We start from the raw sequence: 25,233 nt of genomic DNA on the forward strand, positions 1-25,233 counted from the left end.
AGACATGGGAAAAATCATTTTAAACGGCGACCTTAAAAGCAGGTCCGAAGTAAAGGTAGATATTGAAGACCGGGGATATCAATTCGGTGATGGCGTCTATGAAGTCATCCGGGTTTATAATGGTGAACTATTTGCGGGGGACATGCATTTGAACAGGTTGATCGACAGTGCGAAGTTGATTCAGATGAAAGTTCCCTTTACCATAGCGGAAATCAAAACCCGCATGAAAGAGCTGATCGCTGAAAATCAACTGAAGGACGGTATCGTCTATATGCAGCTGACAAGAGGAGTATCTGCGCGTACACACTCTTTTCCAATTGCAGAGGTGGAACCGGTCTTTGTCGCCTATACAAAGGAAATGCCTTATACAGGTAAAATTAAGCCAGGGGTCAATGCTGTTACCACCGACGATATACGCTGGCTGCGCTGTAATATCAAGAGTTTAAATCTACTGGGTAATATAATGGCTAAACAGCAAGCGGTGGAAGCCGGCTGTGATGAAGCGATCCAGCATCGTGATGGTACGGTGACGGAGGGAAGTTCGTCAAATGTCTCAATTGTGGTGGATGGCCAACTTAAAACGCATCCGGCCACAAACTTGATCCTTAATGGAATTACCCGTCAGGTGATGCTGAAACTTTGCACAGATCATGGAATTCCCTATGTCGAAGAGGCCTTCACGGTCGAGGACATGATGGCAGCCGATGAAGTTCTTTATACAAGCACTAGCGTCGAAGTGACACCCATCATTAATATCGATGGCCAATCGATTGCAGCCGGGGAACCCGGTCCGATAACCCAAAGACTGCAGAAACTGTTTTCCGAGGAAATCGAGAAGCAATGCGGTTCCATTAAATAGAGAAACGCCCCTTTGCCACTAATGGCAAGGGGTTTTTTTATCTGATTAGCCGGAAGCGAGATTGCCTTCCCCGAATCCCCCGATCTGTTCATTACATCGATTTGCAATCCTCTCTTTTGACATTTTCAAAAACCAGGAATATACTTGCTAATAACCTAAAAAGTTTACCTGTTGCAACAATTTAAGTTGCGTATAAAAAGGAGTTGACATAGATATGTCCGATGTGTTGCATCAATCTTCTTCGAGAGGAATAAAAAAACTGCTTCCCTATCTAGGGCCTGCCTTCATAGCAGCTGTGGCCTATATTGATCCAGGGAATTATGCGACCAATATTACAGCCGGATCAAAATATGGCTATACACTATTATGGGTTATCTTCGCCTCCAATTTAATGGCTGTGCTAATCCAATCACTATCAGCTAAATTGGGGATAGCCACTGGAAAGAACCTTCCTGAGCTATGCAGGGAAAAATTTTCGAAAAAAACATCTTTCTTATTATGGATTCAGGCTGAAGCGGTTATAATGGCTACCGACCTGGCTGAATTCATAGGAGCCGCACTAGGGATTTATTTACTATTTGACTTACCGTTAATCACATCTGCAATCATTGCAGCGATTGGTTCCTTTGCCATTCTGGAAATCCAGCGGAGGGGTTACCGGACATTCGAAGCCCTGATCACGGTCATGATATTTGTCGTTGTGATAGCTTTTGGCGCTCAAGTTTTTTATGCAAAACCTGACACTTCGGCCGTTGTTTTAGGACTCTTCACTCCAAAATTCGAGGGAGTGGACAGCATTTTACTATCGGCCGGTATGCTTGGAGCCACCGTTATGCCACATGCGATATACCTTCATTCCTCTTTGACTCAAAGAAGGATAGTCGGAGTAAACGATTTGGAAAGAAAAAGGATTTATCGTTTTGAGCTAATTGACATTGTCATCGCCATGTTAATTGCAGGTGCAATCAATGCCGCCATGGTCATAGTTTCAGCTGCCCTATTTCATAAGAATGGAGCACTAGTGGAGGACTTGGATGTTGCCTATCAACAATTCGGGGCCATGCTTGGACCATCAGTCGCGATGTTCTTCGGAATAGGATTATTATTTGCCGGTTTATCGAGCTCATCCGTTGGTGTAATGACAGGTGATGTTGTCATGCAAGGATTCATTAAAAGACATATTCCGATTTATTTAAGAAGGGTCATTACTACCGTCCCGCCCCTGCTCATAATATTATGGGGAGTGAATCCATCCAAAGCACTTGTGATGAGCCAAGTGGTCCTCTCGTTTGGCATTGCGTTTGCCTTAGTGCCATTGATCATGTTTACAAGCAATAAAAAAATCATGGGCAGCCTGGTCAACCATAAAATCACCTCAAGCATCGCTTGGCTTATAGCTGTACTAATCATTGGACTGAACTTGTTCCTGCTTTATGAAACACTGTTCAGCTAACATGGAAATGGCAGGCAAGGACCGATTTTCGGTCCTTTTTTGCTGTTTTTTCGTTAATCGACCAAGCCTGAAAACTACATTCCGGACCTGCGCATGATCCGTCAGGGGCTTCATTCATAGGATGGTAGATTAGGGATATTCCTGTGGAGGGAGTAATTATTAGGAAGCCCGGGAAAAGGTATAGGCAATGGGAATTATGGTAAAATTAAAGGGAAAACAGGAAGGAATGGAAATGAACATGAATACTCATTTTTTCTTTGCTTTAGTATTGCCTGACGATATTAAGGCCTATTTAAATGCTGTTACGGAACAACTAAAGCCAGACTTTCCATTTAAGAAATGGCTGCATCCAGCCGATTATCATATTACGATGGCATTTTTGGGCAATGCTCCCGATACATTGAAAGAAGATGCTTTGGGGCGTGTGGGAAGTGAGCTTGCCAATGAGGCCTCATTCGGTTTGGAACTGGACGATATCGGCGGTTTTGGCAAGAGTGATAGTCCAAGGATCCTATGGGCAGGCGTCAAGCAGCAAGAAAGGCTTTTTGCCATTCAAAGGAAAGTCTATAATTCCTGTATCGAAGCAGGTTTTGAACTTGATAAAAAGCCGTTTAAGCCTCATATTACACTGGCAAGAAAATTCGAGGGGGATAATCCCTTTTCGTTGGAGGGCGTTCGCCAGCTGGCGAATGTGCAGGATAAGCATTTTGAAGCAGATCAGGTTGCGTTATATCAAACACATCTTGGAGCTTCCCCTTCATACGAGCAGATTTTCACGATAAAACTTCAAAAATAGAGAGTTGGGTGGTGGTCGAATGGCACAGCTCATAAAGATGCAGGATTATATTTCCCGGTATGAGCAGGATATTTATCGTTATCCTACACAATTTGCGCGGTTGAAAAAACAGCAATGGGATAAATTGAAGGCTGCTTATAATGCGGGCGAGCTAGATCGGTTGTACAGTGAACATACTGAAAGTGAAACACAGGTCAAATTTGATCCTCCTCAGGAAGATTCGAAGCGCCTGTTTAAAAAGGTGAAAGGCATATTCCTCCGGACAGGTAAACAGGATTCAGAGTCGGAAGAACTGCCGATTACGAACCACATTGAAGATTCTAATGTTTTTTCATTAAGATTTCCGTTCCAGCCGGCCAGTCTCGATGAATTAAAGCAAAACTTTTTAAATCAATTGCTTCGTTTTCAAATGAAATGGGGGAGTTCGACGCTTCGTGAAAAGTCATTTGTGGACCAATCATTCTTTTTGGATGAGAGGCTCCGCTTTTTTCTGCAGCGTTTTCCGGATACGTTTCTCGTATTATATAAACCTATCTTTCTTTTGAAAAATGCGCCTGTTGAGGTCGAAGTCATTTTATTGACCCCTGTTGATGCTTGGTGCATCACGTTTCTGGAAGCGGAAGAAGACGCTGCTTTCATTGGGTCAAGTGAACGATTCTGGGTCCGCAGGCATCATAAGCATCCTGATAAAAAGGTGCTCAATCCTATGCTTGGTGCAAATCGGATGACGAACATCGTCTCCCAGTTATTTGAGCTGTATGGAGTGAACATGCCGATTAAAAAGGTGATTTTATCCCGGAATGGATATGTCGATTATCCCGAAGCCCCTTATGATATTACGATATTGGATAAACGGACCTTCCCGGAATGGTTCGAAAGGATGCGGGCCATATCGTCTCCGCTCAAGGCACAGCAGTTAAAAGGGGCACAGGCTTTGCTTGAATATTGCCAAACTACATCCAGCCTGCGACCTGAATGGGAAGCGGAGTGTAACCAAACGGATGGAAATCAGCATGCCGCACCTTAAAGAAACGGTATATTTCATTGTCAATCCAATGGCAGGAAATGGAGAGAGTTTGAAGGTTTGGAAAAAAGCCGAGAAAATCCTGCAATCAAAAGCTGTTCCCCATGAGGTGTTTTTTACACGGGAAAAGGGTCATGCGCTAAGATTGACGAAGGAGATCCTATCAGGGACGAAGCATGATACCCGGATGATCGCTGTCGGGGGAGATGGCACGATCAATGAAATGATAAATGGCGCCATTGGTTTTCCCCCACGCCATCATCGGCTCCCTTGCGGCTGGATCAGGCAATGATTATGTAAGGGGCATTCAAAAAACCGGGAGTGTGGAAGAAGCTCTTTCTTTATTTCAGGAAAATGCCTTTAGTGCCATTGATATCGGACAGTTCGAGACGAATGGTAAGATGGGGTATTTCGTGAACAGCCTGGGAATGGGCATTGATGCTGAAATTTCCGATGAAGCGGAGCGTTCCGCTCTGAAAAAATGGTTTAATTTTGTCAGAGCGGGTAAATTAATTTATCTGTTCATTTTTATAAAAAAGATAGTGACTTATAAGCCCAGCTGCATGGAATTGATCATTGATGGAGACCGGCATATATTGAAAAAGGTTTGGTTCATCGTTATTGCGAACCAGTCCTATTTTGGCGGCGGGATGAAAATTTCACCGATGTCGAAGCTGGATGATGGCAGGTTGAACGTGATTGCGGTCCATGATATTCCTTTGTTGAAATTATTGACCGTCTTCATCACCGTTTTATGGGGCGGTCACCTGAACATTAAAAATGTTGATTCTTTTTCCGGTAAAATGATAAAAATGAAGAATGAAGGGTCAGTGAAAATCCAGTCTGATGGGGAGATTGTTGGTAGGAACGAAGTAGCTGCAGTGGTTCTGAAACAGAAATTGCGCGTCATGTTACAGGGTGTTAACCGATACAAAAATATGAAATGATTTATTTGTTTTTGTTTTATGCGTATAATCGTTTTATAGTACTTGACGAAGAAACCGTTTTTCAACTAAAATTTAATTTATGGCTATTGTTTAATTGCTCAATAGCTATTTTTTTATTTCTCTAAAAATGAGGATGTTTTTAATTGCGGGTATCACCCCGATGCAAGTATATATGCAGCTTCGCCAGCAGGCGGATTTTTTATAAAACATGGACTCAAAGTAGTGGTAATACATACACTAGGTGAACGTACCCACATTTGTATGATTAAGCGAGGAAATCGAAGGTGAACCAGTTGGAACATTTATTAGGTCAGGAGTGGGATATATCCCCTGCTGGAGGAGCTACGGGAGAAGCCTTTATTGCCGAGAAAGAGGGGCAGAAGCTCTTCCTTAAACGAAATTCATCGCCATTTTTAGCTGTTCTTTCAGCTGAGGGCATTGTTCCAAAGTTAATGTGGACAAAACGCCTGGAAAATGGGGATGTAATTACGGCCCAGCATTGGATGGAAGGCAGGGAGCTATCTCAGCAGGAAATGAACAATATAAGAGTCGCAAAGCTGCTTCAAAAAATTCATCAATCCGATCCTTTGTTAAGCATGCTCAAAAGGCTTGGGAAATCCCCTTTACGACCTGAAAGTATACTTACAGACATAGAAACCGGGTTATCTTCGGATGTTACGGACATTCCGATTATCAAACAGGCCATCCATTTTTTACAGAACAATCTCCTGTTGATTGAATGCGACGAAAAAGTCGTCTGTCATTGTGATGTGAACCACAATAATTGGCTCATGACGGAAACGGACGGATTGTTCCTGATTGATTGGGACGGAGCGGTCATAGGCGATCCGGCCATTGACCTCGGCATACTCCTGTATTCATATGTCCCGAGGGAAGAATGGAATCAATGGCTTGCCCGTTACGGCAAGAAGCTTGACGCAGGCCTGGAGATGAGGATGAAATGGCACACGGTTTCACAACTTGTGCTTTCCATCCAATGGCATCATCGTAGGAAGCGGTACGAGGAAAGAAATGAATTACTGCAAAAACTGGAAGCTTTATTGATGGTCAGCTGATCAGAATTGATCTATATCATCCACCCACTGGGACAGGTCGTTCTGGTGGGTTGAAATATGTGCATCCAAATCGGCGGTACCGATGCCCGTCTGACTGTATTCGTAAATCTCCGTCAGTATCGTTTTCACATTGCTGTCAATTTCCATATTGATCATCAAGGATTTGACAAGCCTTTCAACCTGTTCACATTCAGAAACGGATCCGCAGCAGTCTGTCTGATGGTTGGTCAATATATCTTTCAATAGTGACATTTGGTGTTCATGGGAAAGCGGCATATAATACCTCTCCTTTCTTAAACATGGATTCAAGGGATTTCCAGGTGGTACTCGCCTGCCCTTCACTTATTTATGGTGTGTTTTGCTGAAAGTTTTATACATGAAAACTACAGTGACTGTCGCCTGGATGGCCGGCAGTTTTTTTATTTGATCAGTGGGTGTTTCCTGAAAAAATCAACTTGCAGGAATCATACACTCGTGTTATGGTTTGAACGATTATATTATAAATAGGGGTGTCATCATGCGTTTAAGAAATAAACCTTGGGCTGAAGACCGTTTGAATGATTTTCCACAATATGTAATTCAGCAGCCAGTGAGCCATAAAGGTAAATGGCATGAAGTTTTCGGAAACGATAATCCGTTATATATTGAAGTGGGTACGGGAAAAGGCCGTTTCATCACAGAAATGGCAAAGGCCCATCCTGATGTGAATTTCATTGGAATTGAAGTATATGGAAGCGTCATTGTCGCTGCATTGGACTTGCTGATTGAAGCGGACGTTCCAAATTTAAAGCTGTTGAATGTTGACGCAGCGAACTTAGGGGACTATTTTGCAAAAGGTGACGTGGATCGCGTCTACTTGAATTTCTCTGATCCATGGCCGAAATCACGTCATGCAAAACGCCGGTTAACATATAAGACCTTCCTCGAAGTATATGAAGGCATCCTGCCAGACAAAGGCGAGATTCACTTCAAGACGGATAATCAAGGGTTATTCGAATCTTCCTTGAAAAGTATTTCCGAATACGGCATGCTCTTGAAATTTGTAAGCCTTGATTTGCATAACAGCAGTTTTGAAGGCAACATCATGACTGAATATGAAGAAAAGTTCTCGAGTAAAGGCAATCGGATATACCGATTGGAAGCAATGTTCCAATAATAAACGATCGGAAACCAGGTGCACAGCATCTGGTTTTTTTGTTTGTTTATGATTTACGGGGATGACTTGATTGTTATCAATTTCAATATATGGAAGCGGGTGTTAAACTAAAGGCAGAGGAGGGGTAAAATGGAAACGATGCAAATAGGGGAAATAAAATTAACATGGTTGAATGGCGGTGTGACACACTTGGATGGCGGTGCGATGTTCGGTGTTGTACCGAAACCGCTTTGGTCCAAGAAGTATCCCGTTAACGAAAATAACCAAATCGAGTTACGTACGGATCCGATTTTGGTGCAGGCTAATGGATTGAATATGCTAATAGACTCCGGTATTGGCAATGGAAAGATGAATGACAAGCAGAAACGCAATTTTGGGGTGACGGAGGAATCCCATCTTGTTGAAGATCTTGGCAGACTTGGGATTCAGCCAAATGATATCGATTACATTTTAATGACCCATCTGCATTTCGATCATGCCTGCGGGTTGACGAAACGTGAAGGTGAAACTTGGGTGCCTGTTTTCGAGCGGGCAGAAATCATCACGACCAAAACGGAATGGGCGGAAATGAAAAACCCGAATATTCGTTCAAAAAGTACATATTGGGCAGAAAACTGGGAGGCTGTCGCTTCTCTTGTACGTCCTTTTGAAGGGGAACAGGAAATTACGGCTGGCATTAAAATGATCCATACAGGGGGGCATAGTGATGGACATGCGATCATCATCATGGAAGATGGCGGGGATAGATTGATCCACATGGCAGATATCATGCCGACGCACGCGCATGCGAATGTCCTTTGGGTTCTTGCTTATGATGATTATCCCATGACTTCCATCGAGGCGAAGGAAAAGTGGATGAAATCCGGACTGGAAAATGGGTCCTGGTATAGCTTTTACCATGATGCCCAATACTGTGCCATCAAATGGGATGCAACGGGTAAGGAGATACTAGCCGAATTGAAGCGGAAGCGTTAAGAAGGAAAGCGAAAGGAGGACGTCATCTTGACGGCCCTCCTTTTTTGTTTCAATCATTTTGAGCATTTAGCTCCAATATCGTTCCTGTCGAGGCATCTGCAACAAATTCGAATTGCTCGCGTTTACCCTCTGTATTCCTGGTGATCCCGCCTTTGTACACTTCATAGTCCAATTCGTTTTTTGTATAGTTCTCCGGCTTCATCAAGATCCATGAGCCATATATATTTCCATCCTTTTTGACTGTTTCCTTCACTTGGGCCAAGACTTTATCGGGAGAAGGTTTACTTGATTGATCCAATAATTGTTTTGTTGCATAGCCAGCAGCAAACCCGGCTGCAGTTCCTAGTAAAAACGTTTTCCAATTCATTGATTTCTCCTCCATTGCATTTTATAAAATCACTTCTTCTAGTATACAGAAGAAGGCTTTATTTGACTAATAATTTGAAATTTTACCCATAAACTGATAAATTAGAACTTTCTAGTGTAACATGATGCTAAGTTTTGTAAAATAGAAAGAAAAAATACATAGTTAGGGGTAGAAAAATGAATCATGAGACTTTGGAGCTTTTTAAAACATTGACGGAATTACCGGGAGCCTCGGGAAATGAACATGCAGTTCGGAGTTTCATGAAGAGTGAGTTGGAAAAGTATTCGGATGAAATCGTCCAAGATCGCCTTGGCGGAATATTTGGCGTAAAAAGAGGCAATGAGGATGGCCCGACCGTCCTGGTTGCCGGGCACATGGATGAAGTGGGATTCATGGTCACATCCGTAACTGAAAATGGAATGATTCGCTTTCAGACCCTAGGTGGCTGGTGGAGCCAAGTGCTTTTGGCCCAAAGAGTCGAAATCATAACCGATAACGGTCCGGTCATCGGTGTCATCGGTTCGATTCCGCCCCATTTGCTTGATGAATCACAACGGTCAAAACCAATGGATATCAAAAATATGCTGATTGATATTGGGGCGGATGATAAGGAAGATGTGAAGAGAATCGGTATTAAGCCCGGTCAGCAGATTGTACCGATATGTCCATTCACGCCGATGGCCAATGAGAAGAAAATCCTCGCAAAAGCGTGGGATAATCGATATGGCTGCGGGCTTGCGATTGAATTGTTAAAAGATTTAAAAGGTGAAACGCTGCCGAATGTCTTATATTCCGGGGCAACCGTCCAGGAGGAAGTGGGATTACGGGGTGCGCAAACTGCAGCTCATATGATCAAACCGGATCATTTCTTTGCTTTGGATGCAAGTCCGGCGAACGATATGTCCGGCAGTAAAAGTGAATTTGGCCAGTTGGGAAAAGGGGCACTGCTCCGCATTTTTGATCGTTCGATGGTTACGCATCGCGGCATGAGGGAATTCATCCTTGATACGGCGGAGTCGAATGAGATTCCGTATCAATATTTCGTTTCCCAGGGCGGCACGGATGCAGGGCAAGTCCATATTGCAAACGAAGGCATTCCAAGCGGGGTGATTGGCATTTGTTCCCGCTATATTCATACGCATGCATCCATGATTCATATTGATGATTATGCCGCTGCCCGTGAACTGATAGGGAAATTGGTTCGTTCCTGTGATAAAACGACATTCGAGACCTTGATTAAAAACGGTTGATGGAGGAAGCTGAAATGGAAAGGGATGGTGTCATAATCCTTTTCCATCAGCTTTTTTTACATAGAAGGAAGGTAATTATATTGAAAATAGCAGTAGGCAGTAAGAATCCGGCGAAAGTAAGTGCCGTGCTTGGTGTATATGAAGATGCTGAAACCATTTCGCTTCAAGTGGAGAGCGGGGTCCCGGAACAGCCTTTTTCAGACGAGGAAACGATGGAGGGGGCCATTACACGTGCCCGGAATTGCTTGATTCACAGTGATGCCGATATGGGTATCGGACTTGAAGGCGGTGTCGTGAAAATGGGACAAGCCCTGTTTCTGTGTAATTGGGGTGCAATGGCCACGAGGGACGGTGAGGTCTTTGTAGCTGCCGGAGCGAGAATCCCGGTTCCGGGAATCGTTGCCCGGAAGGTTCTGGACGGTGAAGAGCTGGGCCCGGTGATGGACGCCTTCACAAAGCAAGAGAATATTAGCAAAAAGGAAGGGGCGATCGGCGTATTTACAAATGAGCGAATCACCAGGGGAGAAATGTTCCTTCATATCATGAGGATGCTAGCCGGTCAACACGAATATAAGCTGAAAATGAGAAAGCACGATTTATGAATCACTGTCATGGAAAGGTGCCTTCGAATGGAAACGAACACTGCCAAAACTGAGCAGAATAAGACAGGGTTTTATTGAGCGGTCTTGCTACTATAGTGACAAGGGGTGAGCGGATATGGGGTGGGTTGAATCAATCCAAAAGGCCATCGACTATATCGAGGAGCACTTATTGGAGGACCTTACGATAGAGAGCATTTCCAGGCAGGCGAATGCTTCAGCTTTTCATTTTCAGCGGACCTTCACCATTTTAACGGATATTTCCATCGGTGAATATATCCGGCGTCGAAGACTGACGTTAGCGGCCCAGGAGATATCATCCACGAATGGCAAGGTCATTGATTTAGCCTACAAGTACGGCTATGACACCCCCGAGGCATTCTCAAAAGCTTTTCGAAGGCAGCATGGGGTATCTCCGAGCGAAGCGCGAAAGTATATGGGGAAGCTGAAATTCTATGAACGCCTGATGATACAGGTCATTCTGAAAGGGGCAAAACCGATGAAATACAATATCCTTGAAAGGGATTCCTTTCAATTGATTGGAATCAAGCAAGAGTTTTCCTTGGTTAATGAAGAGAATTTGATCGGGATTCCAAAGTTGTGGGAGAAAGTCAATTCGAATGGAACAGGAGATAGGTTAGCGAAGTTGAACAACGGCCAAATAGATGGCTTGCTTGGTGTATGTGTCGATAAGCGTAATGTGGAAAAAACTGAAACGATGGATTATTGGATAGGTGCAGAGTATTCCGGGAAAGTGCCTGAAGAGTTTTCGACCCTTACGATACCGGCTTCCAAGTGGGTTGTATTTGAAGTTCACGGACCTATGCCTGATAGCATGCAACAAGCGTGGAAGCGGATTTTTTCCGAATGGTTCCCTACGAGCGGTCATGAACATGCCGGAACTCCTGAATTGGAAGTATACGACAATGCGGATGCTTCAAACCCTGACTATTACTCCGAAATTTGGATTCCGATTAAAAAGGGATAGTATTCAACCATCAAAATCATTCGTTATTCGCTTGCAGGGTTAGGCATCTAATTTGCCCCTGCAAGCTTTTTTATTTGTAAATATGAAATGATCAGCCCTTCATTCTTGTGCTTGATAAGGACAGGAAGATTTACAGCCCTTCTTCAAAAATATAAGAAAGCACCTTCATGGCTTGGTTCACGGATTCGACCGTGACACTCGCCTTTTCCGATAACTCCTTTAAGGCATGGTGATGGGGTTCCGGACGAATCAAAATAAGTGGTTTCCCCAGGGAAATCGCGGTGCTTGCGTCCATGGCAGTATTCCACTGCTTATATTTCTCGCCAAACAGAGCGACGACTAGATCGGCTTTTTTCATCAAAAGACCTGTCCGCAAATTATTGATTTGGGAAGCGGCTGCATCCTTCAGGATAGGGTTCGGCTGTTCCCCCAGGACATCTTCACCGATATTATCGGAGCGTTCATGATTTTCCATCGGGCCGACGAATTCTAATGGAAGCTTCAGTGCAGCAGCCTTATCTCTCAACTCACTTCTCCAATTTGAATGGATTTCCCCAGCAAGATAAACGGTTAACTTCATTGTTTTCCTCCTCGATATTGAAATTGCTTTCATTGTACCATGTTTTTTAGAAAATGGATGAATTCCATAAATAAGGATAATATTATCCATAAGATAGTACAAGAGACGGCTGGAGGAATGACGATGGCTTTATCGAATAAGAATTTCCTTGTTATCCTGTTGATAAGCAGTTTGATCGTAGGCTGCTCAGGAATCGAGAGACAAACCGAAAAGGCAATGAAGGCTGCTGAAGTGGCTTTTCGTGACGATGAAAAACAGCCCAATCAAGAAGCAGGGCTAATTCAGGTCCATCTGCCAAATGATTTTAAAGTAGTGGAAGAACATGATAATAACTTGATTTTACAAAAAAGTGATCAGATTTATATATTATTTGCCAACCCAAATGAAAAAGAAGACAGTTCCGTGTTATATTTGGCAATTAAGGAACAAGGGGATCAATTTGAAGTGCTGCATTCTTTTCAAACTGATGATAAATTCGGCTTTATTTCAATTAAAGAAATACCGAAAGAAAAGTATGAGCTTGCAGTGGGGATCGGCGGGGTGAAACTGACAACGGAAACGGATAAAGACCAATTAAAAACCGATGCAAAACAAATGATGGAAATCGTTTCATCCGTGCCCCAGAAATAAGCTGACCCCTGCCTTTCAACCGATCCGTATTAATGGTTGATTCGCGGAGAGTCTGGTATGATGGGATTATAAAAACTAAGGTGTCATTTAGAGCAGGAGGAATATTCAAATGGAAAAATTACAAACCGTCGAGCAATATGATGCATTGAAAAATGAAGGCAAACATATCTTTCTTTTTTCCGCTACATGGTGTGGAGATTGCCGTGTAATCGAACCGATAATGCCGGAGATAGAAACGAAATTTCCTGACTTTACATTCATTTATGTGGACCGTGATGAATTCATCGATGTGTGTGCGGCTAATGATGTATTCGGTATACCAAGTTTCATCGCCTATGATAATGGTAAAGAGCTAGGCAGATTCGTGAGCAAGGATCGCAAAACGCAAGAACAAATTGAGGAATTCATTCAATCACTATAATCAAAATCCCCTTCTCGTTGGGGGTTTTTCAATGAAGAGGAGGGTCAGTCATGAAAATGGACAGCACGAAGCTGAAAAATATTTTGAAGGAACGTTTAAAAGATGAGGGTCGGACATTCAAATTCGATAGCAAGCAAGATACGTTACGGGTGGAAAATGTGAAGACCGGGAAAGGGATCACCATCGAGTTGCCTCCTGTACTTGCTAACTATGAAAACGTACAGGAAAAGGCCATCGATGAAATTATATATTACGTGGAAGAGGCCCTGAATGTGATGGGGGAAGAACACAGCATGGAAGGCAAGGAGAAATTCATTTTCCCAGTCATCCGCTCGACCTCCTTTCCAATGGAATCGGAAGACGGAAATCCGTTTTTATTCGATGAGCATACAGCTGAAACCCGGGTTTTTTATGCCCTTGATTTAGGTAAAACCTACCGTCTTATAGATGAAAAGATGATTCAACGGGAAAACTGGCAGGGTGACAGGATCCGTGAAATTGCCCTTTTTAATGCCCGTTCCCTCTCCACTGAAATGAAGTCGGATATCGTTGCAGGTAATGCATTTTATTTTTTGAACACGAATGATGGATATGATGCCAGCAGGATCCTGAATGAATCATGGCTTCGGGAAATGAAGGACAAGATCGAGGGAACCATGGCTGTGGCCATTCCCCATCAGGATGTCATCATCATTGCCGATGTGAAGAATGATACGGGCTATGATATTCTGGCGCAAATGGCGATGAGCTTCTTTGCCAGCGGCCATGTTCCGATTACGGCTCTATCATTCCTTTACGAAGAAAATGAGTTGGAGCCCATCTTCATTATGGGAAAAAACAAAAAGCGTGAACAATAATAAAGGGAATCACAAAAGGACCGTGTCAGCATCTGGCAGCGGTCCTTTTAAAGTTTGATAGAGTTTATAATTCTCTTGTAGTTGATATTTATATTTTAATCGGTGATAATATAATTGTAATATTTTGAAAATATGGATAAAACATCGAGCAAGATTGAGGCGCCAAGGAGCAAGTTCCAAAAATATCCCTTGGAGTTAAACCCTCTTTCCGTTTTATCGTCCAATATAAAGTAAGGAATTACGCTGTTTATCCACACTGATATTCAACGGGGCATGATGTATAAATGTCCACGAAAAGCAAAACTGACCAAGGGGGAGAACAATCGTGAACGTGAAAAGCAAATTAATGAACATGCTGGAAGCCCGTAAAGAGGAAGTCGTTCAAATCCGCCGTCATTTACACGAGAATCCGGAACTATCCTTCAAAGAAAAGAAAACAGCACAATATATCATTGATTTTTATAAGGGGAAAGGTGTGTCGATACAAACGAATGTAGGAAATGGTTTAGGGATCATCGTAACGATCGAGGGCGGAAAACCTGGGAAAACGATAGGTCTCCGTGCGGATTTCGATGCATTGCCGATTACAGAAGAAGCGGAGGTCCCGTTCCGTTCAAAAAATGAAGGTGTCATGCATGCCTGCGGACACGATGGGCATACCGCTTATTTATTGGTACTGGCAGACTGCATCAACGAGCTGAAAGATTCCCTATCAGGTACGATTAAAATAATCCATCAACATGCAGAAGAGACACCCCCAGGCGGAGCAAAAAGCATGATGGAATCAGGGGCTTTGGATGAACTGGATGCTGTTTTTGGAATCCATTTATTTCCTTCGCACCCAGCAGGGGTTGTCGGGTATCGCGGCGGCTATTCGATGGCTGGACGGACCTATTTCAAGCTGGCGATAAAGGGTGTGGGCGGCCATGGTTCCTCCCCGCATATGGCGAATGATGCCATTGTGGCAGGGGCCCATTTCGTGACAGCCGTACAAACCGTAATCAGCCGTCGCTTGAACCCTTTTGATATGGGCGTAGTTACAATTGGCTCCTTCGATGGAAAAGGAAGCTTTAATGTCATTAAAGATCGTATAGAAATTGAAGGGGATGTCCGTTATATGACAGCGGAAACCCAACAGCTGATCGATAAGGAAATCCACCGGATCGTCAAAGGGATAGAAACGGAATTCGATGTTCAGTGCGACCTTACATATGTGCCCGATTATCCTCCGCTATATAATGACCCTGAACTGACTGAATTCGTGAAAAATAGCCTGGAAAGCATGAATGACAAAGAGATTAAGGAGGTTGTCGAATTTCCGGTTTTTTCAGGTTCAGAAGATTTTTCGTATTATGCAGAAAAGATACCAGGCTGCTTCTTTTACATTGGCTGTAAACCGAAAGGGGTGGAGAAGGCATACTTCAATCACCATCCTAAATTCGACATTGATGAAGATGCCCTTTTGATCGCTTCCAAATCAGTGGCGCAGGTTGTTTGCCGTTATTATGAATGGAACTAGTCCTTTGGTCTTCGTTTGCAAAAAAAACGGAGAAACCCACAAAACACCGTTCGGTATTAACGAACGGTGTTTTGTGGGTTGCGACAGGCAATAGGATTCTACCGGAGGTTCATGAAGGATGATGCAATGAATTGGCCAGGCTGTTTTCAAGTCAGCATGAAAACTTAATCTCTTTGTAAACGCGATTTAACAGCTGTGTTTTATTTAAATAGTAGACTAGGGGCTAATGTTATTTCGTGATGATAGGTTTAAACCCATTGCAGAAGGGGTTTAATAGGGTAGGAGTTCTGCGAAATACGTTAAGGCAGCAAGAATGCGATAAAAAAGTAGATACTAATCCCAATTTAGCTTAAATTTTCTCGATATTTTTAAAATAACTGGTAGAATTAGTTACATAACTACAGATGTAGAAAGAGTGATAGTTTTGAAATGGCTAAATAAGATGAAAAAATGGTTCCAAGCAGAGGAAATTATTGAAATCGAAGAGATTATTATAGATGAACCGCTTGATGAAGAGACATTGAGGAAAATGGATTTTTCGAAGCTTACGAAGTCAAAGAAAGAAGAAATAAAGGTTTACAATCAAAAAGTGGAAAAAATGTCCCAGACGCCAGACCCGGATACGAAAATCCTGTTTCAATATCCAAAAGGCCAGTTCAAGTTTCCGCTCATTCCAGACCGGGAGCAGATTAAAAGAAAACCTAGGGAAAGAAACAGGGAAGACAACGAACCCAAACAGGGGAAGAATGTGACTAAAGAAACAACGAGAAGGCCTGTAAGGGATCCTCAACCAAAACGGAAAAGCTTTGACCGGGAGGAAACTTCAAAAATAGTCCCGTCAAATACCCCATTCCGCCCAACGGAAATCCCATCACCCATTTACGGGTTCCGTCGTCCGGAAAAAAAAATAGTCCCTTCTGAAGAAATTGTTGAATATGAATTGGAAAGCAAGATGCCCATCCTTAAAAAAGAAGAACCCGCTATCGAGATTCCGGTATCGATCCCTGAAATCCCAAAAGGTGCGTCACATGAGGAAATGATGACAGAACCCGCCATTCTTATACCGGAACAAGCGGAAGAAAAAAGGGAAGATACGGAGATACCCGCATTCTTTCGTAGAAATTCCATTGAGTCATTGCCGGAAGACGCGGTAATCGAGCCTAACATGATCGAGCCTAAGGTAGAAAAAGAGGCTATTGAACAGGACCAAGTCGATTTTGGACGCGAAGTCGCTGTATCCATCATCGAACAGGCGGACGACACACGGCCTGAAGCGATATCGGTTCAGGGGGAGGCTACTGGACAATCATCCGTTAGTCAAGGGACAATGCCTGAAAGTGACTCATCTGAGGCCATGCCTGAAGTGCAGCCTAAAAGTCCGAAAAAACATATTCCATTTAATGTGATGATGCTTAAGCAAGATCGGGAAAAAAATGGCTTCATGAATAAAATGATAGCGGAAAAAAAAAGCCTTAAATCGGAAAGGGCAGTAGTTTCACCTGATAAACGAGCAATGGATGATGCTGTCCAAACGGAGGCGGGACAAGCGGAACCATCCGCCATTCCCGAACGCAAACCGGATGTAGGCAGAGTTATGCCGAAAGGGGAGAATCCGGACATTACACCTGCCTTTTCGGATACTGAAGCCGCCGCCGAGCCTGAAAATACAATTGAATCGATTATTGGCTCCGACCCTAAGCCGCTTCTAGAACAGGAATCCCCCATTTCTGGAGATGGGTATCAAGAAGCAGTTTTAACAGAGACAGCGGAAAGTGGCCAGGGCAATGCTCTTGAAGTTTTTGATTCCGTGGAAGCGGATGATAATCCATACTATGTGTTTCCGAATATCGAATTGCTGACACCTCCCACTTATGCTGTGCATGATGATGAGTGGCTCGGGGAACAGACTGTATTACTTGATCAGACATTGAAAAATTTCAATGTCCGTGCTAAGGTCGTCAATGTCACCCAAGGACCGGCAGTCACTCGTTTCGAGGTGCATCCGGAGCCGGGAGTGAAGGTGAATAAAGTGACGAACCTGATGGATGACATCAAATTAAGCCTTGCTGCCCAGGATATGAGGATGGAAGCGCCCATTCCGGGTAAACATACAATCGGCATCGAGATTCCGAACAGGAAAAGCAAACCGGTATTTTTGCGTGAGGTTTTGGAAAGTACTGAGTTTCAAGAGCATGAATCACCGCTTGCCGTGGCTTTAGGACTCGATATATCCGGTCAGCCGATTATCACGGATTTGAGAAAGATGCCGCATGGTTTGATAGCCGGGCAAACGGGATCGGGGAAAAGCGTCTGTATCAATACCATGCTGGTCAGCTTGCTGTATAAAGCGACGCCGCAGGAGCTGAAATTACTGTTGATCGATCCGAAAATGGTCGAGCTCGCCCCATATAACCGGATCCCGCATTTGGTCAGTCCAGTCATAACCGATGTAAAAGCCGCTACGGCTGCGTTGAAATGGGCTGTAGAGGAGATGGAACGGCGTTATGAATTGTTTGTACATGCCGGTGTACGTGATATCACCCGCTTTAATGAACAAGCGGAAAAAGCCGGTCAATATTCAAGCAAGCTGCCTTATATCCTGGTGATCATCGATGAGCTTGCGGATCTAATGATGATGTCCCCGGCTGATGTTGAGGAAGCGATTTGCCGGATTGCTCAAAAGGCCCGTGCCTGCGGCATCCATTTGATTGTTGCCACTCAAAGACCTTCAGTCGATGTCATAACTGGATTGATCAAGGCAAATATCCCGACAAGGATCGCTTTTTCGGTTTCTTCACAAGTCGACTCCCGTACAATCATCGATAGCGGCGGTGCAGAAAAACTTTTGGGAAGAGGAGATATGCTATTCGCTGAAAACGGCTCTTCAAAAACGGTGCGCCTGCAAGGGACTTTCGTGAGTGATGAAGAAATCGATCAAGTGGTCAACCATGTTAAACGGGAGCAGCAGCCGAAATACCTGTTTGAACAGGAAGACTTGCTGAACAGGGCCCAGGTCACGGAAGAAGCGGATGAGCTGTTTTTCGAGGCATGTGAATTTGTCGTGAGCCAGCAGGCCGCATCTGCATCGAGCGTCCAACGGCGTTTCCGTGTCGGATATAACCGTGCAGCGCGTCTAATAGAAATGATGGAGCAACAGGGAGTCGTTTCCGAATCCAGGGGCTCAAGGCCCAGGGATGTATTGATTACGGAAGAAGAGCTGGAATTTTTACATGTTAATTAAGAGAACCTAATAAAAGGAAATTGTATATAATGTGAAAGGGTGAAAACCCTTTTTTATCACCTTAATTGAGGGAAAAGCCAATGATTTGATAAATTGGCACCTGCCTGACATGGATGAATGAATAAAAAAGTGATATAATAGTTTTTTGTTGATGAATGATTGAAAATAAAAGTTCGAAAACCTATGAAGAAATTGCGTTACTAACAAGTCTCGTAATGGAAAAACAAATAAAAGATGACGTCATATACTGTCATACAGGTAGACGATTGGTGGAGGTTCGCTTTATGACTGCTTACCATTTTGTGGGAATTAAAGGGTCGGGTATGAGTGCTCTTGCACAAATACTGCATGATATGAATATTGAAGTGCAGGGTTCCGATTACGAAAAAGAATTTTTTACACAATTGGCATTAGAAAAAGCCGGGATTAAAATCCTTCCTTTCAACGAGGAAAATATTCAACCTGGAATGACCATCATTGCAGGAAATGCGTTTCCGGATAGCCATCCGGAAATCTTGAAGGCAAAAGAACTTGATTTGCCGATTATCCGTTATCACCGTTTCCTAGGTGATTTCATGAAAAACTTCATCAGCGTGGCGGTTACGGGAGCGCATGGTAAAACATCGACGACCGGCTTACTTGCCCATGTAATGGGGGGCGCTAAACCGACATCCTTCTTGATTGGGGATGGAACGGGTAAAGGAATCGTGAATTCTGATTACTTCGTATTCGAAGCATGTGAATATCGCCGTCATTTCCTTTCCTATTATCCGGATTATGCAATCATGACGAATATCGATTTTGATCATCCTGATTATTACGCTAATGTCGAAGACGTGTTCGAGGCTTTCCAAACGATGGCCCTTCAAGTCAACAAAGGCATCATTGCGTGCGGGGATGATGAGCATTTACCACATATTCAGGCGAAAGTACCGGTTATTTTTTACGGATTTGCAGAAGGAAATGATTTTCAAGCGAAAAATGTTTCCGTCACTCCGGATGGCACGACTTTTGATGTGCATGTAAGGAATAATTACTATGATACATTCACTATTCCTACTTTTGGAAAGCATAATGTGTTGAATGCACTTGGTGTCATTGCACTTTGTAAATATGAAAACTTGGATACGGAAGCTGTGAAAGCCCAATTGCGGACTTTTGGCGGAGTTAAACGCCGCTTCTCCGAAAAGGAAATCGGAAGTCAGATCATCATTGATGATTATGCACACCATCCGACCGAAATCTCTGCAACTGTGGACTCGGCGCGTCAGAAATATCCAGAGCGTGAAGTTGTTGCTGTATTCCAGCCGCATACTTTCTCGAGAACGCAGGCATTCCTGGATGAATTCGCCGACAGCTTGAATTTGGCCGACAAAGTATACTTATGTGAAATTTTTGGATCTGCTCGTGAACATCAAGGAAAGTTATCGATTGAAGACCTTCAAGATAAGATTCCAGGTGCCGAGCTGATTACGGAGAACACAACATCTATATTGCAAAACCATGATAACAGTGTCGTGTTATTCATGGGTGCGGGGGACATTCAAAAGTTCCAAGCAGCCTATGAGCATTCACTGCAGGTAAAATAAGAAAACGACCATCCGTTAGTAGCGGATCGGTCGTTTTTTTATTGGGTTATTTTAAATTTTCCGGATTTAAATTTTCCAGTTCCGGTAAAACGAAGCGTCCGTCCTTACGTATCAAGACGTCATCAAAATAGATTTCCCCGCCCCCATATTCAGGCCGCTGGATATTGACCAGGTCCCAGTGAATGTCTGAATGGTTTCCGTTAAAGGCATCATCATAGCATTGTCCTGGAGTGAAATGAAAACTTCCATCAATTTTTTCATCAAAGAGGATATCTTGCATCGGATGTAGAATATAAGGATTTACACCAATTGCAAATTCACCAACATATCGTGCGCCTTCATCAGTATCAAAAATTTTGTTGATGCGTTCCGTATCATTCGCAACCGCTTCAACGATTTTTCCATCCTTGAATGTCAACTTCACGTTTTCAAAAGTAAAACCCTGATATGGGGAAGGAGTATTATACGAAATCACTCCATTGATGGAATCTTTAACTGGAGCCGTATATACTTCACCGTCAGGAATGTTCAGCTCACCCGCACATTTGATGGCTTTAATGTCTTTGATGGAGAAGGTTAGATCCGTACCGGGCCCAGTTAAGCGGACCTTATCCGTCTTATCCATCAATTCGACAAGGTTGTCCATTGCTGAGCTCATTTTGCCATAGTCGAGGTTGCAGACTTCGAAATAAAAGTCTTCGAATGCTTCTGTGCTCATCTTGGCTAATTGGGCCATGGAATTTGTCGGGTAGCGAAGTACGACCCATTTTGTTTTTGGCACGCGGATATTTCTATGTACTTTACCGACTGTCTGTCCATGAATCGCCATCTTCTCTGAAGGGACATCGGATTGTTCATTGATATTATCCCCGGCACGAAGCCCGATATAAGCATCCATCTGCTTCATTACGTTTGCTTCAAACTCACCCATCATCTTGTACTGTTCTTCTTTGGCACCCATCAGCAAGGCCCGATCCACTTGATGATCCTTTAACAGGACGAATGGGTAACCACCTGCTGCATAGGCTTCATTCACAAGTGCGTTAACAAGTTCACGCTGCAAACCAAAGTTTTCGATCAAGATTTTTTCACCTTTTTGAAGCTTCACGGAATAATTGATTAAGTTTTTGGCCAATGTACCAATTCTGGGATCTTTCATAAAAAATACCTCCATTGTTTAAATTCGACTTATCTTTTCTATCATACCCGATTTCCTGCCATAAGTGTCACCCATGAATTTCAAGGAGGAACTGGATGCAGACAACAATATTTCCAGATTAGGGTTTGATAGGGTATATTGAAAAAATAAATACGTTTATAATAATAGGGAAGGGGTAATTAATATCTAACAGCTATTAAATAAGTCGATTTTTTTCGGAGGTGTTCCAATGGAGATTATTTTATACGTAAGTGCTGCTGTTGCAGCGATAGCTTTTTTGGTACTCGTTATTTTTCTAACGAAGGTACTGACATCACTTCAAACTACCCTGGACAGTGTGGCCCGGACGCTGACAGGACTAGAGGGCCAAATGCAGGGCATAACGCTCGAAACTACTCAGTTATTACATAAAACGAATACGTTGGCTGAAGATTTGCAGCAAAAGTCAGAAAACCTGAACACGGTGGTGGATGCGGTGAAGGATGTAGGTACATCCATCTCCAGCTTTAATTCTTCCATCCAAAAGGTTTCCCATAAAGTGCAGGCTGAGATTGATAATAATCAAGAAAGAATCTCACAAATTGTACAATGGAGCAATGTAGCCATGGAGATCAGGGACAAATGGAAGTCCAGAAGCAAACAGGCAGCCCCGACCCCGACTGAAAGGGCAGAGATAGAAAGGGAAGCGCTGGAAACAGATAACTTACCTAAAAAAAGGTTTTTACGTTCTAGATCATAAAATCTATTAAATAAAAATGAACTGAAAATTGAAAGGGGAATGTATTATGACTCAAAAAGAATTTCCGACAAAGGACTATCAGAAATCATATGAGGACGAACGCGACTCGATCAATTCTAAGGACTTTATGATTGGCGCCTTGATCGGCGGGATGATCGGAGCGGCTACAGCTTTGTTCATGGCTCCGAAAACAGGCAAGGAATTAAGGAATGACTTCAATGAGCAAGCTAGAAACATTTCCGAGAAAACAGAAAGATTAAGACAAACGGCGATGGAAAAAGGTACAGTCCTTGCTGATACCGCAAAAGAAAAAACAAGCTCCGTCACGGAAATCGTTTCCAATAAATCTTCGAATATCGTCAACAAAGTGAAGAGCCTGAAAACAGGAAAAGAAAACGGCGACGCTGCTGATGATACAACGAATTCAAGCAATAAGGATATTGATGTAACCGGAACTACCGATGCTCCTATCGTATCCGTCGAAACGAACTTCGCTAACAGCAATGATTCGGAAAATAATCCTGCAGATCCCACAAGCGGAAACAAGAATGCGGCAAAATTAAAACTTGATGAAGCGAAAAAGGCATTTGATGAAACGGAGAGTAAACTAAAGAATTAAACTCCCTCGCTTCCTTTAATGGGAATGAAGAGTCATTAAGGGACGAAGAATAAGGCGGTGAAGTGCTTCGATGGCTTCATCGCCTTTTTGATGGTAAAATTTATATGACAAGGAAAGGAGACTGCTATATGGTCATGAGCAAAATCGAAACAGAAGAACAATTCAATGAGCTTCTAAAAGAGGATACATTCCTGCTTTTCAAGCATAGCGTAACATGCCCTGTCAGCGCTGAAGCATTTGAACAATACGAGAGGTACATCTTAGGGAACGAACAACTTAAAACGGCCTATTTGGCCGTCCAGGAAGCTCGTCCACTATCCAATTATGTGGCAGAAACCTTTGAGGTCAAACATCAATCACCTCAGGCCATCCTTTTTAAAAATGGAAAACCTGTCTGGAATGAATCTCATTGGCGGATTACATATGATTCATTGAGCAAGGCCATTACAGAATGAATGGAAGGCCGGATCCCTTTGGTAAGGGTTCCGGCCTTTTATTATTCCATTGATTGGCGGGCCTAAGGATGTTAATCCTGGGGAAACCTTATCTAGGGAGGCCCTTCCTGTTCATTTCGCTAGGCAAAGTTTCTTTACTCAATTCTGGATGGCTCCAGCAAGTGGCAGAAGATTTAAGCTTTGTCCCATGCTTTTAAGAAAAATGATCAATTAAATGATAGCTTTCCTGTTCTATTTCCAATATAATTCCTACAACGGATCTGTTTCAATATTCAGTCTAAATCGTTTTTCTGGCATGAGAGGCACCTAGATTTATGCATTTATAACTTTAATGCTTAAAAGCGTTTAATTATTAAAGAAAAATATAGTGACATTTTTGGACACTTCATTTATAATTGATTTTAATCATACATGAAATATTCTAAATTTTTCATTGATAAAACAATCGGGGTGGATGCTCAAGGGTCCGGAAGGGTTTGTTGTTTGAGTCCGCTGAACCGATTTCTATTTTAAAAAACGAAGGGATGGATTTGTAATGAGCAACAAAGAGCTTGATGGACTTCGTAATCAACTGGATGATGTGAACCTTCAGTTATTACATCTTATTAATCAACGTGCTGAACTTGTACAGGAAATTGGTCGCGTTAAAGAAAAACAAGGTGTAAACCGTTACGATCCGGTCCGTGAAAGAACAATGCTGGATCTTATCGAAGCCAATAATCAAGGACCGCTTGATCTTGGTTCGATTAAACATATTTTCAAGGAAATCTTTAAATTGGGCTTGGAGCTGCAAAAGGATGATCAGAAGAAAACGCTTCTTGTATCAAGAAAACAAAAAGCTGAAGACACGATCATCGACATCAAGGGTGAATTGGTAGGTAACGGGATCCCTAGCTTCGTTTTCGGACCATGTGCCGTTGAATCTTATGAACAGACAGCTGCGGTGGCGGAAGTCATTAAAGCTAAAGGCTTGAAATTGATGCGCGGCGGTGCATTTAAGCCACGTACATCTCCATATGACTTCCAAGGGCTTGGTTTGGAAGGTTTACAAATACTTAAACGCGTTGCTGATGAATACGGCTTGGCTGTCATCAGTGAAATCGTGAGTGCCAATGATATTGAAGCGGCGATCGATCATATCGATGTCATCCAAATCGGGGCGCGCAACATGCAGAACTTCGACTTGCTAAAAGCGGCAGGTGCAGTAAATAAACCAGTTCTGTTAAAACGCGGACTGGCTGCAACGATTGAAGAGTTCATTCATGCAGCGGAATACATCATGTCGCAGGGCAATGGCAACATCATCCTTTGTGAACGTGGTATCCGCACTTACGAAAAAGCAACTAGAAATACACTTGATATCTCTGCTGTACCGATCTTAAAACAAGAAACACATTTACCGGTCATGGTTGATGTGACGCATTCAACTGGACGTCGCGATCTATTGCTGCCTACGGCTAAAGCGGCACTTGCAATCGGTGCTGACGGTGTTATGGCTGAAGTGCATCCGGATCCTTCCGTTGCTCTATCGGATTCTGCACAGCAAATGGACTTCAAACAATTTGATGAATTCTACGATGAAATTAAACGTTTGAACTGGGTAACTGTTTAAGCTAAGAATGTCTTTAATTGATCTACTTACGGCCCTTACCAACTTGGCAAGGGCTTTTTTTAATGGTAAAATACTAGTTTTTGCAGAAAAACCTTCGAAATAAGCACTATTGGATTGCAGGAAAGATTCGACTATCGTATGATAAATAACAAGAATGAGAACTGTTCGGAAGATTGAGTCATACATAAAGTGTTATCTATGTGAATTTTATACTTGAATAGGGTATTGAATATTTGACTGAGAAGAGAGTAGGACTGCCTTTTTGTTAGGCAGATCGTTCCTAAAATAATCTTCCTTATAGAGAAAAACGCATAAAAGATTT

Annotated in this window: 26 protein-coding genes; 22 read left to right on the plus strand and 4 right to left on the minus strand. The window is 43.0% G+C overall.

Annotation, left to right across the window (positions count from 1 at the left end; all coding sequences use genetic code 11):
- Positions 1 to 4: 4 nt before the first annotated feature.
- From dat to J7I90_RS09615, 7 genes are all read left to right on the plus strand, one after another.
- The gene (gene dat / locus J7I90_RS09585) at positions 5 to 859 is read left to right on the plus strand and encodes a D-amino-acid transaminase (protein ID WP_214770920.1); all 855 of its coding nucleotides are present in this window, start codon (positions 5 to 7) and stop codon (positions 857 to 859) included.
- Between the two features lie 214 nt (positions 860 to 1,073).
- Entirely contained in the window at positions 1,074 to 2,312 is a 1,239-nt protein-coding gene (locus J7I90_RS09590; RefSeq protein ID WP_214770922.1) for an Nramp family divalent metal transporter, read from the plus strand.
- A gap of 232 nt (positions 2,313 to 2,544) precedes the next feature.
- The gene (thpR, locus tag J7I90_RS09595; RefSeq protein WP_214770924.1) at positions 2,545 to 3,108 is read left to right on the plus strand and encodes an RNA 2',3'-cyclic phosphodiesterase; all 564 of its coding nucleotides are present in this window, start codon (positions 2,545 to 2,547) and stop codon (positions 3,106 to 3,108) included.
- A gap of 19 nt (positions 3,109 to 3,127) precedes the next feature.
- Complete coding sequence (locus J7I90_RS09600) at positions 3,128 to 4,135, plus strand: NERD domain-containing protein (RefSeq protein ID WP_214770926.1); 1,008 nt, start codon at positions 3,128 to 3,130, stop codon at positions 4,133 to 4,135.
- Positions 4,110 to 4,424 carry an acylglycerol kinase family protein gene (locus J7I90_RS09605; RefSeq protein ID WP_214770928.1) on the plus strand — a complete coding sequence of 105 codons (315 nt, stop codon included), beginning with the start codon at positions 4,110 to 4,112 and terminating at the stop codon, positions 4,422 to 4,424. Before J7I90_RS09600 ends, J7I90_RS09605 begins: the two co-directional genes overlap by 26 nt.
- Positions 4,363 to 5,079, plus strand: a complete 717-nt coding sequence (locus tag J7I90_RS09610) for a diacylglycerol/lipid kinase family protein (RefSeq protein ID WP_214770931.1) — start codon at positions 4,363 to 4,365, stop codon at positions 5,077 to 5,079. Before J7I90_RS09605 ends, J7I90_RS09610 begins: the two co-directional genes overlap by 62 nt.
- Before the next feature lie 293 nt (positions 5,080 to 5,372).
- Positions 5,373 to 6,155, plus strand: a complete 783-nt coding sequence (locus J7I90_RS09615; protein ID WP_034311469.1) for a phosphotransferase family protein — start codon at positions 5,373 to 5,375, stop codon at positions 6,153 to 6,155.
- Here J7I90_RS09615 and J7I90_RS09620 read toward each other — a convergent pair whose 3' ends face one another.
- The gene (locus tag J7I90_RS09620; protein WP_034309293.1) at positions 6,156 to 6,431 is read right to left on the minus strand and encodes a YtzH-like family protein; all 276 of its coding nucleotides are present in this window, start codon (positions 6,429 to 6,431) and stop codon (positions 6,156 to 6,158) included. It lies immediately after the preceding gene.
- 241 nt (positions 6,432 to 6,672) lie between these two features.
- On the opposite strand from J7I90_RS09620, the gene trmB reads away from it, so the two are divergent.
- Together trmB and J7I90_RS09630 are read left to right on the plus strand one after the other, a co-directional pair.
- Positions 6,673 to 7,311 (plus strand): tRNA (guanosine(46)-N7)-methyltransferase TrmB, encoded by a 639-nt coding sequence (trmB, locus tag J7I90_RS09625; RefSeq protein ID WP_034309290.1) that lies wholly within the window; start codon positions 6,673 to 6,675, stop codon positions 7,309 to 7,311.
- 129 nt (positions 7,312 to 7,440) lie between these two features.
- A complete protein-coding gene (locus tag J7I90_RS09630; RefSeq protein WP_214770933.1) occupies positions 7,441 to 8,286 on the plus strand; it encodes a YtnP family quorum-quenching lactonase in 846 nt (281 codons plus the stop codon).
- A 49-nt stretch (positions 8,287 to 8,335) separates the two neighbouring features.
- On the opposite strand, the gene J7I90_RS09635 is transcribed toward J7I90_RS09630, so the two are convergent.
- Entirely contained in the window at positions 8,336 to 8,653 is a 318-nt protein-coding gene (locus J7I90_RS09635) for a PepSY domain-containing protein (protein ID WP_214770935.1), read from the minus strand.
- A gap of 176 nt (positions 8,654 to 8,829) precedes the next feature.
- Here J7I90_RS09635 and J7I90_RS09640 point away from each other — a divergent pair, with 176 nt between their 5' ends.
- The 3 genes from J7I90_RS09640 (at position 8,830) to J7I90_RS09650 (ending at position 11,490) form a co-directional block, all read left to right on the plus strand.
- The gene (locus J7I90_RS09640; protein ID WP_214770937.1) at positions 8,830 to 9,903 is read left to right on the plus strand and encodes a M42 family metallopeptidase; all 1,074 of its coding nucleotides are present in this window, start codon (positions 8,830 to 8,832) and stop codon (positions 9,901 to 9,903) included.
- A gap of 80 nt (positions 9,904 to 9,983) precedes the next feature.
- Entirely contained in the window at positions 9,984 to 10,505 is a 522-nt protein-coding gene (locus J7I90_RS09645; RefSeq protein WP_214771341.1) for a DUF84 family protein, read from the plus strand.
- A gap of 115 nt (positions 10,506 to 10,620) precedes the next feature.
- Complete coding sequence (locus J7I90_RS09650; protein ID WP_214770939.1) at positions 10,621 to 11,490, plus strand: AraC family transcriptional regulator; 870 nt, start codon at positions 10,621 to 10,623, stop codon at positions 11,488 to 11,490.
- A gap of 130 nt (positions 11,491 to 11,620) precedes the next feature.
- On the opposite strand, the gene J7I90_RS09655 is transcribed toward J7I90_RS09650, so the two are convergent.
- Entirely contained in the window at positions 11,621 to 12,070 is a 450-nt protein-coding gene (locus J7I90_RS09655; RefSeq protein WP_214770941.1) for a YtoQ family protein, read from the minus strand.
- A 57-nt stretch (positions 12,071 to 12,127) separates the two neighbouring features.
- On the opposite strand from J7I90_RS09655, the gene J7I90_RS09660 reads away from it, so the two are divergent.
- The 6 genes from J7I90_RS09660 to murC all read left to right on the plus strand — a co-directional run bounded on the left by J7I90_RS09660 (position 12,128) and on the right by murC (position 20,327).
- On the plus strand, positions 12,128 to 12,700 hold the full coding sequence (locus J7I90_RS09660) for a hypothetical protein (RefSeq protein ID WP_214770945.1): 573 nt from the start codon (positions 12,128 to 12,130) through the stop codon (positions 12,698 to 12,700).
- 109 nt (positions 12,701 to 12,809) lie between these two features.
- Positions 12,810 to 13,121, plus strand: a complete 312-nt coding sequence (locus tag J7I90_RS09665) for a thioredoxin family protein (protein WP_034309264.1) — start codon at positions 12,810 to 12,812, stop codon at positions 13,119 to 13,121.
- A 50-nt stretch (positions 13,122 to 13,171) separates the two neighbouring features.
- Positions 13,172 to 13,978, plus strand: a complete 807-nt coding sequence (locus tag J7I90_RS09670; protein ID WP_214770948.1) for a DUF1444 domain-containing protein — start codon at positions 13,172 to 13,174, stop codon at positions 13,976 to 13,978.
- A gap of 331 nt (positions 13,979 to 14,309) precedes the next feature.
- Positions 14,310 to 15,497 carry an amidohydrolase gene (locus J7I90_RS09675; RefSeq protein ID WP_214771343.1) on the plus strand — a complete coding sequence of 396 codons (1,188 nt, stop codon included), beginning with the start codon at positions 14,310 to 14,312 and terminating at the stop codon, positions 15,495 to 15,497.
- 424 nt (positions 15,498 to 15,921) lie between these two features.
- Positions 15,922 to 18,738, plus strand: a complete 2,817-nt coding sequence (locus tag J7I90_RS09680) for a DNA translocase FtsK (protein ID WP_396020123.1) — start codon at positions 15,922 to 15,924, stop codon at positions 18,736 to 18,738.
- A 284-nt stretch (positions 18,739 to 19,022) separates the two neighbouring features.
- The gene (gene murC, locus J7I90_RS09685) at positions 19,023 to 20,327 is read left to right on the plus strand and encodes a UDP-N-acetylmuramate--L-alanine ligase (protein ID WP_034309255.1); all 1,305 of its coding nucleotides are present in this window, start codon (positions 19,023 to 19,025) and stop codon (positions 20,325 to 20,327) included.
- A 46-nt stretch (positions 20,328 to 20,373) separates the two neighbouring features.
- Here murC and J7I90_RS09690 read toward each other — a convergent pair whose 3' ends face one another.
- Entirely contained in the window at positions 20,374 to 21,486 is a 1,113-nt protein-coding gene (locus J7I90_RS09690; RefSeq protein WP_214770950.1) for an aminopeptidase, read from the minus strand.
- 229 nt (positions 21,487 to 21,715) lie between these two features.
- On the opposite strand from J7I90_RS09690, the gene J7I90_RS09695 reads away from it, so the two are divergent.
- The 4 genes from J7I90_RS09695 to J7I90_RS09710 all read left to right on the plus strand — a co-directional run bounded on the left by J7I90_RS09695 (position 21,716) and on the right by J7I90_RS09710 (position 24,911).
- Complete coding sequence (locus J7I90_RS09695; RefSeq protein WP_214770952.1) at positions 21,716 to 22,225, plus strand: DUF948 domain-containing protein; 510 nt, start codon at positions 21,716 to 21,718, stop codon at positions 22,223 to 22,225.
- Positions 22,226 to 22,271: 46 nt separating this feature from the next.
- On the plus strand, positions 22,272 to 22,844 hold the full coding sequence (locus J7I90_RS09700; RefSeq protein ID WP_053535945.1) for a YtxH domain-containing protein: 573 nt from the start codon (positions 22,272 to 22,274) through the stop codon (positions 22,842 to 22,844).
- A gap of 104 nt (positions 22,845 to 22,948) precedes the next feature.
- Positions 22,949 to 23,299, plus strand: a complete 351-nt coding sequence (gene ytxJ / locus J7I90_RS09705) for a bacillithiol system redox-active protein YtxJ (RefSeq protein WP_251025193.1) — start codon at positions 22,949 to 22,951, stop codon at positions 23,297 to 23,299.
- A gap of 535 nt (positions 23,300 to 23,834) precedes the next feature.
- Positions 23,835 to 24,911, plus strand: coding sequence for a bifunctional 3-deoxy-7-phosphoheptulonate synthase/chorismate mutase (locus tag J7I90_RS09710; RefSeq protein WP_034309244.1), 1,077 nt, complete (start codon positions 23,835 to 23,837; stop codon positions 24,909 to 24,911).
- The last annotated feature ends 322 nt before the right edge of the window (positions 24,912 to 25,233 follow it).

Origin of the sequence: Bacillus sp. ISL-57, from assembly GCF_018613135.1 — a bacterium.
Lineage (GTDB): Bacteria > Bacillota > Bacilli > Bacillales > DSM-1321 > Peribacillus > Peribacillus frigoritolerans.